Source organism: Paenibacillus sp. J2R1T-4, from assembly GCF_059692235.1.
In genome coordinates, this window is sequence record NZ_JCAUBA010000017.1 from 53,564 (window position 1) to 69,432 (window position 15,869).

19 protein-coding genes and 1 pseudogene are annotated in these 15,869 nt (G+C 45.0%); 16 read left to right on the forward strand and 4 right to left on the reverse strand.

Annotation, left to right across the window (positions count from 1 at the left end):
- Nucleotides 1-79: 79 nt before the first annotated feature.
- The 9 genes and pseudogenes from AC58QD_RS23945 (at nt 80) to folE (ending at nt 7,080) form a co-directional block, all read left to right on the forward strand.
- Nucleotides 80-819: pseudogene (locus tag AC58QD_RS23945) on the forward strand (response regulator transcription factor).
- Nucleotides 816-1,754 carry a sensor histidine kinase gene (locus tag AC58QD_RS23950; protein ID WP_497337536.1) on the forward strand — a complete coding sequence of 313 codons (939 nt, stop codon included), beginning with the start codon at nt 816-818 and terminating at the stop codon, nt 1,752-1,754. The pseudogene AC58QD_RS23945 and the gene AC58QD_RS23950 overlap by 4 nt, the downstream one beginning before the upstream one ends.
- 201 nt (nt 1,755-1,955) lie before the next feature.
- Nucleotides 1,956-2,381: a GNAT family N-acetyltransferase gene (locus AC58QD_RS23955; RefSeq protein ID WP_497337537.1), complete on the forward strand. Its 426-nt coding sequence runs from the start codon at nt 1,956-1,958 to the stop codon at nt 2,379-2,381.
- Nucleotides 2,382-2,570: 189 nt separating this feature from the next.
- Nucleotides 2,571-3,122: a DUF402 domain-containing protein gene (locus tag AC58QD_RS23960; RefSeq protein WP_497337538.1), complete on the forward strand. Its 552-nt coding sequence runs from the start codon at nt 2,571-2,573 to the stop codon at nt 3,120-3,122.
- A 1-nt stretch (nt 3,123) separates the two neighbouring features.
- Nucleotides 3,124-3,732 carry a signal peptidase I gene (gene lepB, locus AC58QD_RS23965; protein WP_497337539.1) on the forward strand — a complete coding sequence of 203 codons (609 nt, stop codon included), beginning with the start codon at nt 3,124-3,126 and terminating at the stop codon, nt 3,730-3,732.
- 76 nt (nt 3,733-3,808) lie between these two features.
- Nucleotides 3,809-4,981, forward strand: coding sequence for a tRNA epoxyqueuosine(34) reductase QueG (gene queG, locus AC58QD_RS23970; protein ID WP_497337540.1), 1,173 nt, complete (start codon nt 3,809-3,811; stop codon nt 4,979-4,981).
- 162 nt (nt 4,982-5,143) lie between these two features.
- Nucleotides 5,144-6,175 carry an HD-GYP domain-containing protein gene (locus AC58QD_RS23975; RefSeq protein WP_497337541.1) on the forward strand — a complete coding sequence of 344 codons (1,032 nt, stop codon included), beginning with the start codon at nt 5,144-5,146 and terminating at the stop codon, nt 6,173-6,175.
- 82 nt (nt 6,176-6,257) lie between these two features.
- Complete coding sequence (locus tag AC58QD_RS23980; protein ID WP_497337542.1) at nt 6,258-6,473, forward strand: YneF family protein; 216 nt, start codon at nt 6,258-6,260, stop codon at nt 6,471-6,473.
- Nucleotides 6,474-6,486: 13 nt separating this feature from the next.
- Entirely contained in the window at nt 6,487-7,080 is a 594-nt protein-coding gene (folE, locus tag AC58QD_RS23985) for a GTP cyclohydrolase I FolE (RefSeq protein WP_497337543.1), read from the forward strand.
- A 171-nt stretch (nt 7,081-7,251) separates the two neighbouring features.
- Here the strand turns inward: folE and AC58QD_RS23990 are convergent, their stop codons facing one another.
- Together AC58QD_RS23990 and AC58QD_RS23995 are read right to left on the reverse strand one after the other, a co-directional pair.
- Nucleotides 7,252-7,725, reverse strand: coding sequence for a hypothetical protein (locus tag AC58QD_RS23990; RefSeq protein ID WP_497337544.1), 474 nt, complete (start codon nt 7,723-7,725; stop codon nt 7,252-7,254).
- 379 nt (nt 7,726-8,104) lie between these two features.
- Nucleotides 8,105-8,530: a DUF1801 domain-containing protein gene (locus AC58QD_RS23995; RefSeq protein WP_497337545.1), complete on the reverse strand. Its 426-nt coding sequence runs from the start codon at nt 8,528-8,530 to the stop codon at nt 8,105-8,107.
- A 169-nt stretch (nt 8,531-8,699) separates the two neighbouring features.
- Between AC58QD_RS23995 and AC58QD_RS24000 the strand changes: the two genes are divergently transcribed.
- The 6 genes from AC58QD_RS24000 (at nt 8,700) to AC58QD_RS24025 (ending at nt 12,942) form a co-directional block, all read left to right on the forward strand.
- Nucleotides 8,700-8,873 (forward strand): hypothetical protein, encoded by a 174-nt coding sequence (locus AC58QD_RS24000; RefSeq protein ID WP_497337546.1) that lies wholly within the window; start codon nt 8,700-8,702, stop codon nt 8,871-8,873.
- A gap of 524 nt (nt 8,874-9,397) precedes the next feature.
- Nucleotides 9,398-9,985 (forward strand): GNAT family N-acetyltransferase, encoded by a 588-nt coding sequence (locus tag AC58QD_RS24005; protein WP_497337547.1) that lies wholly within the window; start codon nt 9,398-9,400, stop codon nt 9,983-9,985.
- A 26-nt stretch (nt 9,986-10,011) separates the two neighbouring features.
- Nucleotides 10,012-10,458 carry an NUDIX domain-containing protein gene (locus tag AC58QD_RS24010; RefSeq protein WP_497337548.1) on the forward strand — a complete coding sequence of 149 codons (447 nt, stop codon included), beginning with the start codon at nt 10,012-10,014 and terminating at the stop codon, nt 10,456-10,458.
- A gap of 175 nt (nt 10,459-10,633) precedes the next feature.
- Nucleotides 10,634-11,167 (forward strand): hypothetical protein, encoded by a 534-nt coding sequence (locus AC58QD_RS24015; RefSeq protein ID WP_497337549.1) that lies wholly within the window; start codon nt 10,634-10,636, stop codon nt 11,165-11,167.
- A 674-nt stretch (nt 11,168-11,841) separates the two neighbouring features.
- Nucleotides 11,842-12,039 (forward strand): hypothetical protein, encoded by a 198-nt coding sequence (locus AC58QD_RS24020; protein WP_497337550.1) that lies wholly within the window; start codon nt 11,842-11,844, stop codon nt 12,037-12,039.
- A 117-nt stretch (nt 12,040-12,156) separates the two neighbouring features.
- Complete coding sequence (locus tag AC58QD_RS24025) at nt 12,157-12,942, forward strand: TetR/AcrR family transcriptional regulator (protein WP_497337551.1); 786 nt, start codon at nt 12,157-12,159, stop codon at nt 12,940-12,942.
- Between the two features lie 58 nt (nt 12,943-13,000).
- Here AC58QD_RS24025 and AC58QD_RS24030 read toward each other — a convergent pair whose 3' ends face one another.
- Both AC58QD_RS24030 and AC58QD_RS24035 read right to left on the reverse strand, forming a co-directional pair.
- The gene (locus AC58QD_RS24030) at nt 13,001-13,789 is read right to left on the reverse strand and encodes an ABC transporter permease (RefSeq protein WP_497337552.1); all 789 of its coding nucleotides are present in this window, start codon (nt 13,787-13,789) and stop codon (nt 13,001-13,003) included.
- Nucleotides 13,786-14,676: an ATP-binding cassette domain-containing protein gene (locus AC58QD_RS24035; protein ID WP_497337553.1), complete on the reverse strand. Its 891-nt coding sequence runs from the start codon at nt 14,674-14,676 to the stop codon at nt 13,786-13,788. Before AC58QD_RS24035 ends, AC58QD_RS24030 begins: the two co-directional genes overlap by 4 nt.
- Before the next feature lie 587 nt (nt 14,677-15,263).
- On the opposite strand from AC58QD_RS24035, the gene AC58QD_RS24040 reads away from it, so the two are divergent.
- Nucleotides 15,264-15,650 carry a hypothetical protein gene (locus tag AC58QD_RS24040; protein ID WP_497337554.1) on the forward strand — a complete coding sequence of 129 codons (387 nt, stop codon included), beginning with the start codon at nt 15,264-15,266 and terminating at the stop codon, nt 15,648-15,650.
- Nucleotides 15,651-15,869: the final 219 nt, after the last annotated feature.

Consider the following 15,869-nt stretch of genomic DNA (forward strand, 5'->3'; position numbering starts at 1 on the left):
TTACTATATTCTACTGATATTCGCCGGAATAGACTTGAATCCTTCACTGTATTTCTAATCTGTGATATGAAGCGGTATAATGAAGAAATTGAAGCAGAGAACGGTGGGATTCGATTTGCAGAAATGTATCTTAGTGGTAGAAGACGATAGGTCCATAGCTGAAATGGTGCAAAACCACCTGACCAAAGAGGGATTCGGAGTTGTCCATGCTGCGGATGGAGGGGAAGCGCTCAGATTGTTCACTGGGCAACCTTTCGATCTAGTGCTGTTAGACTTGATGCTCCCTGAGATGGATGGCATGGACGTGCTGCGGATAATGAGAGAGAGGAGCTTCGTCCCCGTGCTGATCATGTCAGCCAAGGATAGCGATGTAGACAAGGCGCTCGGTCTTGGATTCGGAGCTGACGATTACCTCACAAAGCCTTTCTCGCTCATAGAACTGTCGGCAAGAGTCAAAGCGTCTCTGCGCAGAGCGAACCAGTATTCCCAGAATGCTGCTGCAGGGGGCGGGGGGATTATTCATTTCATGAACTTACAATGGACATTGACCATTTTCAAGTGAGCAAGAACGGCATAGAGCTGAAGCTGACCTCGAAGGAACTGCAAATTCTCAAACTGCTTATGACAAATCCGAAACGCGCTTTCTCCAAAGAACAAATATACAGAACCGTATGGAAAGAGGACTATTACGGCGATGAAAATGCCATAAATGTTCATATTAGCCGTCTGAGAGAGAAGATTGAAGATGATCTTTCTGCCCCGCAATATATTAAGACGGTGTGGGGGATCGGTTACAAGTTAGGAGAGTTTGGATCATGATCTATTTCCTTGCCGCGCTAGCAACGGTACTGCTTCTAATCGTAATCATTCAGTATGCGGTAAGCCGTAATAAGCAACGCCAGCTTGATTACATCCGTTTCCAACTGGATCATTTGCTACAAAGCGGTACCTGCGAGCATATTCTCCTATTCACAAGTGATCGGCAATTGCACAGCCTATTGAATGCTTTGAACCGTTTATTGGATGAGAATCGGCAGACTAAGGCAGACTATACCAGAACAGAAATGTCGATCAAAAAAATGCTGACCAATATGTCCCATGATTTGAAAACACCCTTAACGGTTGTGCTCGGACTGACAGAAACAATCTCTAGCGACCTGACACTGAGCAGCGAGGAAAGACAACGGTTATTGAGCAAGGTTCACGATAAAGCGAACGATATGCTTAGTCTGATGAACAAATTTTTTGACTTGGCCAGATTGGAGTCTGGAGATCAAGCGTTGACCCTGTCAAAGATCAATATTACGGAAGTAAGCAAAAACAATATTTTGTTCTTTTATGAAAACATCGTATCACGCGGCTTTGAGGCTGCAATCGATATTCCTGATCATGCGGTCCATGTAATGGGGAACGAAGAAGCACTCAATCGGATTTTGAACAATCTGATCTCCAATGCCATTCGATACGGCGGCGACGGCAAGGTTGTTGGTTTGAAGCTGAGAGAAGACGCGGAGTATGTCTATATGGATGTCTGGGATCAGGGAAAAGGCATTAGCGAGCCGCAGCAAAAGTTGATTTTTGAACGGTTATACACGTTGGAGGATTCCAGAAATCATTTATACCAGGGCAGCGGACTCGGACTGACGATAACGAAAAGGTTAGTTGAAATCATGAACGGGACGATCACACTCAAAAGCACTCCTTATAATAGAACGGTATTCACTGTTAAGCTCAGGAAAATCAATTATAGTTGAAAGACTCATAATCTGTGGTTATTCCCTAATATTCCTATTTTTACATTGAAAACGCTTCAAATAAAGCGTTTTCAGGAGGAAATGAAAGAAAAACGTATCTTTTTTATAGTTTTCGTAAATAAATAGCAGGATTTCCTCGGATTTTGTCGTATAATCTATTTACATACCCTACACAAAATACTAGTAACGAGGAGCGACCTCATGTACGTTCGGCCTTTTCAACTATCAGATTATGCTATGATTACAAGCTTGATGGAAGAAGTGCTTTCGGTAGCCTGTGCGGAAGAGACGATGGAGGCTTTTGCTAAGCAGCTCTCACTGGATTCTGACCTCATCCTAGTTGCCGTCTTAAATGAAGAAGTTGCCGGAGTCATTATTGGTACGATCGATCAGAAGAACCAGGGTTACTATTATAGAATTGCTGTTTCCTCACAGTATCAGCGTCGGGGGATCGGAAAGACGTTGATTCAGACTTTGAAGCAACGTTTCCTTCAGCGCAAAGTAAGCAAAATTCTCATTACAGTAGATCCGCATAATGAACCGATACTGCCTCTTTACGAAGCTGTAGGTTATGCGGACACAGATTTCTCCAGATCATACCGCCACTTGCGTATTGTATCTGGATGACTTTAGACGAGAAATGAATAGTCTCGAACTAGAAGCATATCAAGAATCCCTTTGCGGACTTCCGGATATGTTTTTCTTTTCATAGTTTTTTTCGAATCCAAGGGCTCCGGGTGAACATGAATCGTTTCCGCTTGCTGCCGTGATCATGTATAATGAAATTTAGTGGACAGACAATAAAGAGGGCCTGCTATGGAACAACGAACGCCTTACATCATTAAAAGCTTCAAGCATGACGGGCACCTCCACAGAATGTGGCTGCACAATTGGCTTGTGCCAAAAGAACGAATGTTTCCCGAACACGCAGAGGAATCTATGTATATCCTTGTTAACAGTCAGACACGTATCAGAGAAGGAGACGGCAAAGAATGGATCAGTCGCATTCCATCCGTTGCTTTTTTTATCCCTGGTCAGTGGTACAACATTGTGTCGCTGATTGAGGAGCAAGGAATTCGATATTACTGTAATATCGCTTCACCCCCATACGTAAACGGCCAGGTTCTCACCTACATTGATTATGACTTGGATGTGATCCGGACGGTGGACGGGGGAGTGTTTATTGTCGATCAAGAGGAGTATGAACAGCACAAAGCTAATTATCACTATTCCGATATTGTAGATCGCAAGGTCAAGAGCGGAATGGAAGGATTGCTCCAAAGAATTCGGGGAAGCCGTTCTCCATTCGAGGATGATCGGGTCAGAGCCTACTATCAAATGTGGAAACACGTAGTACCAGAGGTGTAACATGAGCGTTTCTCCAAAACATCAGATTCAAGAAGAACCAGAGACCGCATCTGGGGCTGCAGTACAGGATAACAGTAGGAAACCGAACATGGCTGCAGAAATATGGGACTGGATCAAATCGATCTCGGTAGCGCTTATTATTGTGATTGTGCTGAATTTGTATGTTTTTAATTTATCGACTGTAAAAGGCCATTCCATGGAACCCACGCTTCAGGAAAAGGAATGGTTGTTTATTAACAAAATCGTTTATATAACGGGAAGTCCGAAGCGCGGGGACGTCGTTATATTAAAAGATCCTGTCCAGCAGGACGTGGATCGCAAATTTTTGGTGAAACGTGTGGTGGGACTTCCTGGAGATCGAGTCGAAATTCGCAGCGGTAAGTTATATGTGAATGGGGACATCGTTCAGGAGCCGTACACGGACATCCGGATCGAGGATGGCGATCACGGGCCATTCGTCGTAGAGGAAGGCCGATATTTCGTTATGGGTGACAACCGCCATCAGGGAGCAAGCTTGGATAGCAGAAGTTTCGGCTCCGTGGCTTCAGGCCTTATAGAAGGTCGGGCTGATTTCATCCTATGGCCGATGGGGAAAGCAGGTACTTTATAGATTGGAAAGGTTAGAAGGCACGGTTCATTCTAAGGTGGACGAGCTAGCCGTAGGTAAGGAATAAGGAGATTGGATCATGCAGACAGACGCAACGATGGGCACAAGCAACCGATGGGAGAGGTTGAAAGAAGAGATACGACTGGCTTTGCCTGAACTCGGCATAGATCAGATTGGATTTGCTTCGGCCGCGCCGTTCACTGAGTTGAAGCAGGTGCTGCTTAGGCATAGGGAGAAAGGTTTCGAATCTGGATTCGAAGAGCCAGATATTGAGCGCAGGGTGAATCCGGCCTTAAGCCTGCCTGAGCCTCAATCCGTCATTTCCATCGCGATTGCTTATCCATCGAAGCTTAACGATCCTCCCAAATCCGAGCCAGGCGCTTACCGGGGGATTATCTCACGGTCCTCTTGGGGAGCGGACTACCACCATGTGCTGCGAGACCGGCTCAAGCAGCTTGAAGCGTTTATTTCGGAGCGGGTCCCGGACGCCAGGATGGAAAGTATGGTGGACACCGGAGCACTTGTAGACCGTGCAGTAGCAGAACGAGCAGGTATTGGCTGGAGCGCCAAGAATTGTTCCATCATCTCGCCGGAATGGGGCTCATGGATCTATTTGGGGGAGCTTATCACCAATATTCCATTCCCGCCCGATGAGCCCATTACGGATCAATGCGGATCTTGCACGAAGTGTATAGATGCTTGCCCCACTGGTGCGCTTGTCGGGCCTGGGGAGCTGAATTCAAGCCGCTGTATCTCCTTCGTAACCCAGACGAAGGGTTTCGTAGAGGATGAGATGAAGCTCAAGATAGGCAATCGGCTGTATGGCTGTGATACGTGCCAGGTCGTATGCCCGATTAATAAGGGCAAGAACTGGACGCACCAGCCGGAGCTGCAGCCTGACCCTGAGATGGTGAAGCCTTTGCTTGTCCCGCTGCTTACTCTGACGAACAAGCAGTTCAAGGAGCAGTACGGCTCCATGGCTGCCTCCTGGCGCGGCCGCAAGCCCATCCAGCGCAACGCGATCATCGCGCTGGGCAGCTTTAAAGACCGTTCCGCGGTGCCTCATCTGGCGGAACGGCTAGAGCATGACGAGCGCCCGGAGATTCGCGGCACTGCCGCGTGGGCGCTCGGCCGAATCGGCGGCGAAGAAGCTGACGCCGCCATCGCTCGCGCGATGCTGGATGAGCAGCATCCACAAGTGCTTGATGAGCTGAGACGGGCCTCAGCCTCAGGCGATGCGCAGCAAGAATAGGAGCATTCATAAATAGCGAGAACGCGGCGGGAGCTAATATCATTTGGAATTTACAGATGAACAACCCAGTCGACGTTTCTCTCGCCATCAGTGGTTTTCAAGGTAGGGGTATTACAACAGATAAGTGTATGGAAAACAACTGATGCGAGAGGTGAGGCAGTAGTGAGGTACACGAACATCGAACAAGTGGAGCCCGGACAATACTTGGGGAAGACCATTTTCTCCAGCAATGGGACGATCCTGTTGTCGGCAGGTGTGCAATTAACGGTATATATGATCAATACGTTGAATCGAATTGGAGCTACGATGGTCTATATTAAGGATCCGAGCTTCGAGGATGTAGAAATTCCGGAAGTCTTATCAGAAGAGACGAAGCGGGTTGTGTTACGCAAAATGACAGACACCTTCGATTCTATTCGATCAGGCAAGCAATTAGATACTCGTTCTGTCAGTGTTACCGCGGATCAGGTACTCGACGATGTCGTCCGCAGTAAAGAGGTGCTAATCCAGCTATCCGATATTCGCACGAAGGATAATGAACTGTACGTTCATGCTATGAATGTATGTCTGATGTCCATCATGATCGGTATGAATCTAGGTTTGAATCAGACTCAACTGAAAGAATTAGCCATCGGAGCGATGCTTCATGATGTGGGCAAGGTGGAGCGTATTACGGATGATAACTCCCCTGATCCCAAACGGCACCATACATGGCGTGGGTTCGACATCTTGAAGCAAAAGCCGGAGCTGAATCTGCTAATTGCCCATGTAGCCCTGCAGCATCATGAGCAGCCTGATGGTCAAGGATTTCCGCGCAAGCTGGTGGGGGATCAGATTCACCTGTATGCTCAGATTGTTAGCGTGGCGAATACATACGATAATTTGTTGTTTGATTTGAGCACGACCAAGCGGCTTCTGCCGCACGAGGCATGTGAACGGATGATGGCCATGTCGGGGACGAAGTTGGATCGGGAAGTGCTTGTCCAATTCTTAAGAACGGTATCGATCTATCCAACCGGCTCTTCCGTTAAGCTCTCCAATAGAGAGGTAGGAGTTGTAGTAGGTCAGCATCGCGGCTTGCCGGGTCGTCCAGTTGTACGGATTGTGTCTCAGGGAGCTAACCACGAGATAGATGTCAAACAAATTGATTTGGCTAGAGAGACTACCATATTCGTAGATTCCGTACTAACCTAACTTGCGTTGAATGCGTCGATCAGACATGCTATGATGAATGAGATTTAATTCAAAACTATTTCAAGGTTGGGGTGACAAAATAATGTCAGCTTGGGATTGGATTATTCCTATCGTGACTTTAATTATCGGGCTAGCGGGAGGCTTTTTCATAGGTGTGTTCTACTTGCGGCGCCAGTTGGAGCAAATGCAGAGTAATCCTGAGATGTTGGCTCAAATGGCCAAGAAAATGGGTTATAATCTGAATAAACAGCAGATGAATAAAGTACAGACTATGATGAAGAACCAAAAATTCAAGTAACAAAGGAGTTTACATGGCTGGGGTAAAAGATTATTTGAATCGCCACGTGGGAGAAAATCGTGAGCAGATCGAACACCATTTCCGTGAGATTATTAGACTCATTGGAGAAGATGTGGACCGTGAAGGCTTGCTCGAAACGCCTGCTCGGGTAACCCGTATGTATGAAGAAATATTCGCAGGCTACAGTGTGAATCCTGAGGAAGTACTCGGTGTTACGTTCGATGAACAGCATGAAGAGCTGGTCATTATCAAGGATATCGTTTATTACAGCCAGTGTGAGCACCATATGGCTCCATTCTTTGGTAAGATCCATGTCGGTTACTTGCCAAGCGGTAAAATCGCCGGTTTGAGCAAATTTGCCCGCTTGGTGGAGGCCGTTACGAGAAAGCTGCAGGTTCAAGAACGCATCACATCAGAGATTGCCGACATTCTGGATCGGGTGCTTAAGCCGAAGGGTGTTATGGTTGTCGTTGAAGGTGAGCACTTATGTATGTGTTCACGTGGTGTGAAGAAGCCTGGCAGCAAAACAATCACCTCCGGTGTTCGAGGACAGTTCCGCGGGGATTCTGCGCTGCGTTCAGAGTTTCTGGCTCTGGTCAAAGGATAAGCAGGATTATTAATTTGTTGTGTTGTGACAACAGACAGACAGACAGACAGACGGCCTTTAGAGGCTTGCTGTCTGTTTTGCTTTGACATACCGATCCTTGTGCATATGTTATCAGAATAAAAAACGGTCCGGTCAATAATGGACCGGACAGCTTTCAACATATTCCAATAGTTAATTTTCTGTCTTGAAAACATATTTCTTCCCATGGGCGGCACCGATTTGTTCCGCATACACTTCGAATATCGGCTTGCCTCCATACTTGCTCATCAATTCTTGGCGGTATTTCGGCCAGTTGGAGGCGTCTTTTTCTTCGAATAAAATTTTGGTTTGATATTGGTTCATTTGTTTGCGGAAATCGCTTAAGTTCATACCCGTTGGCACGGCCACATTCGTGCCGATCGAAGAAATGTACTTGTAAGACTTGAGCTTCTCCAATATGCTTCGATCCCGGTCCGTCTCTTGTGGATCTTTGATGACAAAGCCGAGCTTGGCAAAATCATAAATGGGCGTGAACGCTCCATAAATGCTCAGGAAATTCCCATTGTCGGTCACATCCCTCTTGAAGGCATCTGGAATGAGCTCGATCGTGTTGCCAGTCTTCTTATAGTGCGTCCCTTCCTGACCGAAGTGAGTGAGTAAAATCAAACTGATTTTCCGAGAGAGAGCCTGTTCTATGTAAGTCCAGTTATTGATAAAACAGGGACTACTAAAGATAACTGGTTTTTAGACGAAAATAAAATAAAGTACGTAATGAATGAGCTAGAGAAGGTAGGGAAATATTTCAAACCTCATATACCGAATTGGGTTAAATAGCTTGTTGTGGAATTTCATGCGAAGATTGCTTCGGACGTAGCAGGATATTCTGAGGTTTCACTCGAGAACACATTTTCATTACACCTTCGAAAGAAGGTAGCAAATAGCCTTAATCAAATACTTATTGTAAAGGCTACCGTTGGAATGTCGGCAGCCCTGTTGCGCGAGTGGGCAGATTAGCTCTATAAATATCAAAATGGAACATAATAGTTCAGTTTTGATTCGGATACATTTCTTTCAGAAAAGATACAGATTGGTTTATTAACGCCTTTAAAACATCAACATCGATATCTGCTACTTTATTGATGTACACACACGCTTTTGCTGCCGTATGTATGCCGAAGTCCTTTAATAACTCCTCTCGTTTTGAGTCACCCGTGGCAAAATACAGACTTATTTTGGCTTTTCGAGGTGAAAAACCAACTAGCGGTGCATCGCCCTCGTGACCGGATTCATATTTATAATGATATGCACCAAATCCAATAATACTGGGTCCCCACATCTTCGCTTCATAGCCTGTCGTTTCAGTAAAAATATCTAATAATTTATAGGCGTCTTCACGCTTCTTAAGGCTTTCGACATTTTCAATAAACTCAAGGACACTGCTGTCCGTTTCTTTTGTTTTTTGTTCGTACATACTAGAAACCACTCCTCGTCAATTATTATTATCTTGTCGCTAGTTTCTTGGCTCTTTCAATCTATTCAATAAATAGTCTTCTTTTGTAGTTTAGCTATAAATGGTTGACCATTCAAGCTATCGGGAAACGATAATGGAATGGTGGTGTAAATAAGAATTTGGAGGGAACATGAGGACTAACAATAAAGGTATTATCATGTTTATTATTATCTTGTGCGTAATCGGCGGGTACTCCTACATCAGTTTTATAGGGGGGACCCGCTTTACTGCAATTGCCGCTGTGAAAGCTAATTCATCTGTCGGTAAAGATGCAATCGTCTTTGATCAATTGGACTTATCGTAGGGATGAAGCGGTGTAAAAATAGTTACTTATGTCGCTACTGCTTAGGTTCTGTGGCGATCATTAGCCACTGCTAGTATAGGTTATTAGGGTGGAAAAGACAGCTTTTTTTGGGATAGCAAGTTTTACTATTGGTTATTGGCCAGGTTTTGAGGAAAACGGATTCACAATGCGGAAATAAGGGATAGTCAGATTGGCTAATTAGTGCATGCTCGATGAAGTGGCCCAAATAAACAGTAGTACTATGGGTTATGCGCAGGCAGCGTACCACTACAACGAGTTCAGTTAGGCACAGGGCAGATTATCTAGCTAAACAGCGCGAGTAGTAACTGCAAAACCTTCAGTTAATTTCTCTCAAACGCAGCATATTTGATATAATGGACTGATTTTGTATGAGTATACAAAGAAATAAAGTCCATGAATCCGAAAGTTTAATAAATAGTAATTCTTTCCCAACCTATTCGCGAATGTTATGTTACGATATTCCACAATGGATATTTCGGCGCTTTGTGCACAAGTAGAGGGGAATGATAATAATTAAAGGTGATAGCTCGGAATACATTCATGACGTTTTTACGATTGAATGTAATGATATTATTTTGCGTGAGTTTAGAGTGGAGGATTTGGACGAATATCACTCTCTTACTTGGCAACCCGAAATATATGAATTCTTGCCTGGTTGGAATGTACATAAGGAACAACGAAAAAGTTGGTTAATAAACTATGAAATTAAAGAGAATAAACGGTTTTTTAGAGCTGTAGCAGAGGGTGGGAATATTGAACAACTCCGTCTGCGATTAGGAATTATTTTGAAAGATTCAGGTAAATTCATTGGTTGGTGTTGTACTGGAATAAAAGAGGAGTTGCCACCGCCAAACAGAGAGATTATGTATGCTATATCAAAAGATTATAGAGGCAAAGGTTATACCACCCAAGCCGCACAAGGAATGATCAAGTATTTGTTTGAGAAAACCAATGTCGAGATACTTAACGCTGTAGCTCTGATGCATAACATTTCATCGAATAGAGTAATACAAAAATGTGGTTTCGATTTTTTAAACAGCATTGAGATTAAAAACGAGAATTATAATTATTACAGGCTTACTAAAGGGTAAACAGAAGACAATAGAGAGGTGCAACTTTGGCGATTAGAACGGCAGCACGAGCGATAATAATAAAGGACGAGCAGCTACTCGTTTTGAGGAGAACTGGAGTCCAAGGTGAATTCTATGTTCTGCCTGGGGGAGGGCAAAATCAAGGGGAAAGCATAAAACAAACCTTAGTGCGCGAAGTATTTGAAGAGGTAAGTTTAGAAGTCGAAATCATAGAACTTCTTTTTATTAATGAATTTATCGCCAAGAGGGACTCCATGTTTCCGGAATTAGAGTCAGAAGTTCATCAAATTGATTTTACATTCTTATGTAAGATTACGTCCCGCAATGAAGCTAAGGTAGGAGACACTCCAGATGTGCATCAAGTTGGGATTGCCTGGATTTCGTTAAATGAAATAAATGACTATGATTTGCATCCTGCTCATGATCTTAATTTTATTATGGGAGCCCCAACGAGGAGCGTGTTAGCACAGTAGATTGGTAATAATAACAGTCTAAAAACACCAATTCTAATTGATGGATAAATTGACTCAAAGCCGCCGACGGATGTGGTCGACAGCTTTTTCAAACTACTAGGGAAGGGATCGCACTCCATCACTAAGGCAACGATCTTCGTATCCAGTATATTAATCAAAAGTCGGAGGTAAAAAAATGGATAAAAAGCAACTTCTAGAAGAATTGAAGCAAGATATGTTACGTGAAATTCCGAATGCTGTTAAAGAAATTAAATTAATGGACTCGGATGAAGTATGTTATATCTCCCTTTTTGGATCCGACAACGAACCTGTGCTTGGTTTAATCACTCTTGGTATAAAATCATATAGAGACGAAATGATTAATGAAGAGGTTAGTGAGAAATTATGGTATTTGTGGAATTCGGCTGAGATGCCTGCTCGGTATCAGGTAGGGCTTGAACAAGTGTTACCTTCCTTTCAAGAGAAACAAGAGAAGTTTGTCGGGCTAACTGAGAATGATGAGTGGGAAGATACTTGGGAATTTTGTCAAAATGTACGTTTTGAGGTTGCCTACCAATTAAACTCATATAAATGGAATGAAATTCTACCAGTAACAACTGACTTTGTTCTGTATTCGGAATGGGAAGCAATCGAAGTTGAAAATGGGGATTTGGAAAAAAGTATTCCAAAGGAAAAATTGCTTATTCTTAAAGGACATGGTTTAGCGTAAGGTTTAACGGGTGCAATAGCTTAGAAGTGTAACACAATTGAAATCTTATTTTCATCCAGTTTTAATGAATCAAGTTTATAATAAAGTACGACCCCCTTTTTAATATATAAATTTAGACCCGCAGCCCGTTGCTGTGGGTCACTTTTTTGCTCGCCGCTGGCTCGATCTACGGCTCTGCTAAGTTAAATGGAAGGGAAGGATTTACTTGATTTGTACAATTCATAAAAGTACGGAGTCAGTAAGGAAATGTCCAGAATGTATGCGATTTTTATGCCATAGCTGCATTGATGCAGGTCATTGTAAAAATTGCGGGAGGAATATATCCCAGAATACGAATGAAATGGTTCTGATCAAAACATCGTTTTGGTCATTGTTAATCGTTGTTTGGTTTGTATTAGTAGGGTATGGCTATACTCATATCACACAGCTATCATCGAATGGACCCATATATTTTATCGCTCTTACTACGGGTATGATCCCTTTGTATACGATACTTCACAACTCTTTCAAACACTATATGGAAGCAGGGTGGGTTGGTAAAAAGCATGTTTGTTTGGTGATCATCTTTTTAGCCCTTACTATTGTGCTATTCCGATTTGGTATCATTCCATTAAGCAGTATTGATATCGATTAAGCACTTGACAAATTATACACCTATGAAGGATGAAAAAGAGATGAAAAACATAACAATTGAAATTGTGGAAAATGGAAACATCGAGCAATGTAGAGAGTTGTGCAACGAGCTGATGGCCTATCAAAAATCCAAGGCGACCATAGCCCCAGAGATCTTTGACTCTATGGATTTTGACACAAGGATGAAAAAAAGCTATGAAAGTGCGCTAGAAAGTCAGATTATTCTGGTTAAGGACTAAGAGGAACTTTATGCCTGATGATCGCTATGTGTTATTTGGTGTTGGGGTGCTTGTGATATACTTTATAGGAAGTACATACCTTCGACACCTGTAACGACGATGGAGGATCGAGCATACATGGGAAGCGGCGATAGTATCGATGAAGAAGTATTACAGGGGCTGCCGCCAGGGGTAACGCTAAGCTGGGGGATCGTCAAGCAGCCGCGAAGAGGCCCCAAAGGCGAGCTAAGCGTCAAGAAAATCGTCGACGCGGCGATCGAGATTGCTGATCAGGACGGTCTTGCCGCTGTTTCGATGAAGCGGGTTGCCCAATCGTTGGGCTTCACTACAATGTCGCTGTATCGTTACATCACGAGCAAGGAAGACTTGTTGGTGCTCATGCAGGACGCGGTCTGCGACATCCCTATTCCACCGGAAGAGGAGGGTAAAACGTGGCGCCAGGAAATGCGAGAGTATGTCTGGACTTGCGTGGGTGTATTCCGGGAGCATCCCTGGTACGGCGATATCCCGATTACGAGCGTACCAATCACACCGGGCAATCTTCAAGTGATCGATTGGATGCTTAGAATTATGCGGGGGTTCCCGCTGAATGATTTCGAGAAAATGTCATTCCTGCTGCTCGTAAGCAGCTATACGAGGGCGTGCGGGCTGATCGTGCGGGACATGGACCGGGCAATCCGCGAAGGTGCGAGCCCCGAGACGTTCAGCGGCGTCAGCTATAGCGCCGCGCTCAAGCAGTTGGTCAAATCGGATCGGTTTCCGTATTTGTACCCTATCCTGATGTCCGGCGCTTATACGGACGAGGCCGACAACCCGATCGGTGACGATCTCGATTTCGGACTCGATAGGATCTTGGACGGCATTGAACACTATTTGAAGCAGAAGACATCGATCCAAGAATAAACGACTTCATCAATAAAAACAGCGTCTCGGCGATGCCGAAACGCTGTTTTTATTCGTTTTACCGCTTTCCGCCTATCCGGCGGAAAGCCAGGGTGCACCAAGTGATAGCGATTACTAGGATCAACGCGCACCAACCGATCGCCCACCAGCCGTTATCCATCACCGGCGTGTCGGTTAACAATCCACGAATCGTCTCGATGACCGGTGTGATCGGCTGATGGTTGGCGAACCCTTGCAGCCAGGAAGGCATCGTGCTTGTCGGGACGAAGGCGCTGGAGAGATAAGGGAGGAACAGCAGTGCGAACCCGTAGCCGCTGGCGGCGGAAGGGCTGCCGGTGACGAGGCCGATTGCGGCAAATAGCCAAGTAAAGGTGAGGATGAACAGGGTGATGAGGCCAAGAGCGCCCAGCCATTCGACCACACTGGCGGAAGGGCGGAACCCGACCAGCAGTGCGACGCCGATGACGATACCTGTAGCGAGCAAATTCCGGGCGAGGCTAGCAGCGACATGGCCCGTGACCACGCTAATGCTGCGGATCGGCATCGTCCGGAACCGATCGATAATGCCGTTGGTCATGTCTGTTGCTACGTCGACCGCAGTGCTGGACGAGCCGAAGCCGGCGCACAAAAGTATAATGCCCGGAACGACATAATTCACATAGTCGCCGTTCGGATCGATCGCGCCGCCGAATACGTATGTGAACAGCAGCATTAGCATAATCGGCAGCATGAGCGCCATCAGGAGCGACTCGATGTTGCGCAAGCTGTGGCGGATGCTGCGGCTAATGAAGACGGCGTTAGTTGCCGCGAAAGAAGCGGGCTTGGAAATTGGTTGAAGATCGTTCATACGAGCGAAGCCTCCTTCTGTTCAGTTGTTGTTAAGGCAAGAAAGACATCGTCCATGCTTGGCTTGCGAAGGACGATCTTCGTATCCAGCGGATACAAGGAGGCAACCTCGTTCAATGTTCGCCGTACATCATGAACGCTGCCGCTGGTCGAAATGGTCCGAATGACTTCGTCCAGAGAGTTCCTCAATTCGATGACTTCTCCCCCGACGCGCGCTTTCAGAGCCTCGGACGTGCCTGTCGCGACGATTCGTCCCTGGTTTAGTACTGCGATTTCATCGGCAAGCTGATCGGCTTCTTCCAAATACTGCGTCGTCAAGAATATCGTCATCCCTTGCTGTTTGAGCTGCAGGATGATTTCCCAGAGGGAGCGGCGACTGACCGTATCCAGGCCGGTCGTCGGTTCGTCGAGGAACAGCACCGGACGGCTGACGACCAGACTTACGGCCAGGTCCAGCCTGCGGCGCATGCCGCCTGAGTAGGTTTTCACGCGCTTGCCGGCCGCGGCGTCGAGGTCGAAGCGCTTCAGCAGCTCTGCCGTCCGTGAACGGGACTCCGCCGGCGACAAGCCGGACAGCCGGCACATCATCATGACATTCTCACGGCCTGTCAGCACTTCATCGACCGCAGCGAATTGACCGGTCAGACTGATTGACTGGCGTACCGCGTTTCTGTCAGCAACAACGTCGTACCCCTCAATTCGCGCGGACCCGCCGTCTGGTTCGGACAACGTTGACAAGATGTGGATCAGTGTCGTTTTGCCGGCACCGTTCGGACCGAGCAACGCGAATATCGTTCCTTTTGCTACCACCAAATTTAAACTGTCCAGTACGGTTAGATTGCCGAAGCTCTTGCGCAATTGTTTCACTTCAATGGAATAGGTATTCATTATGCATCTCCTGTTCATTAAATTGTGGATCATATAAACAGTATATTTGATACTCAGTTATTTAGCCTCATTCTCCAGACGGATATTTTTGAATCAGGTCGTTAAAACCTGCAGACGTTTATCCCACATACTATGCCTACAAGGACATTCCGTATGATCAATGACGAGCGCAGCATGACTTAACCATTAACGCTGGAACTTTATCGATGCCCGTGCGTCTAATGGTAAAGGGTAATATGAAGCTGAATAGGATTAGTGAAGTCCTGAGTTACTACTTAGGACCGTGGAGATCAGTTAGTCGGTGCTAGTATAGGTTATTTGGGAGGTTAAGACGGTTCTTTCTGGGATAACAAGTTTTACTATTGGTTATTCGCATGGTTTTGAGGAGAACTGGTTCGCAATGTGGAAATAGGGGATAGTCAAATTGGTTAAATAGTGACTGAGAGATGAAATGGCCCAAATAGACAGTAGTAACATGGCTTATCTGTAGGCGAGGTACCTAAAATCAAGATGCCACGAAAAGCAGGAGTGAAATACGTTAAATCGTACTCAAGATGAAGCAGTGGTGATGTATGGAGGTGGATTAATTGCCTGAAAAACTCAATAAAAAATGGTTAATTTTGATTGTGCTGGTATTATCATTTGCTCTTTATATTTATTTTGAGAGAGGTAAGTCTTTTCAAAGTGTTGGTATGTTCATTTATATTGAGAAAAAAGAACATCATATCGAACCAGGTAAATACCTCAAAATGTGGGTAGTTGGTTCTAACGCTAATGATGTTAGTCCAGACAAAAAGAGATATAAGGTAATGATAGAGGATTCAAGAATATATAACCTCTTAGAAGAAGGTAATGAATATTTCGTTTCTATTGAAGGCGTTAAAAAGAGATATCAATCTGACTATATTTACACCTTTGGCCAATTAGGTTTACCTGGAGGAACGCAGTTAAGTGGAGAAGGTAGAATAGAATAAATTACAAGCCGAATCAGTTCCTCCGCTTCCTAGTATCTGATTGAAATCTTCGAAAATCATACGGATGTAATCTGTGTGATGAATTTAGAAGGCTGCATTATTATTTCCAAAAAGCTTTAGAAAGCGATGCCCAGGAATTTATAACGGAGATCAAAGCTAAAGATGGAAAAAATATAGAAATGAAAATAACAACTGTATCAAACGAAGTGGAAAATAAGT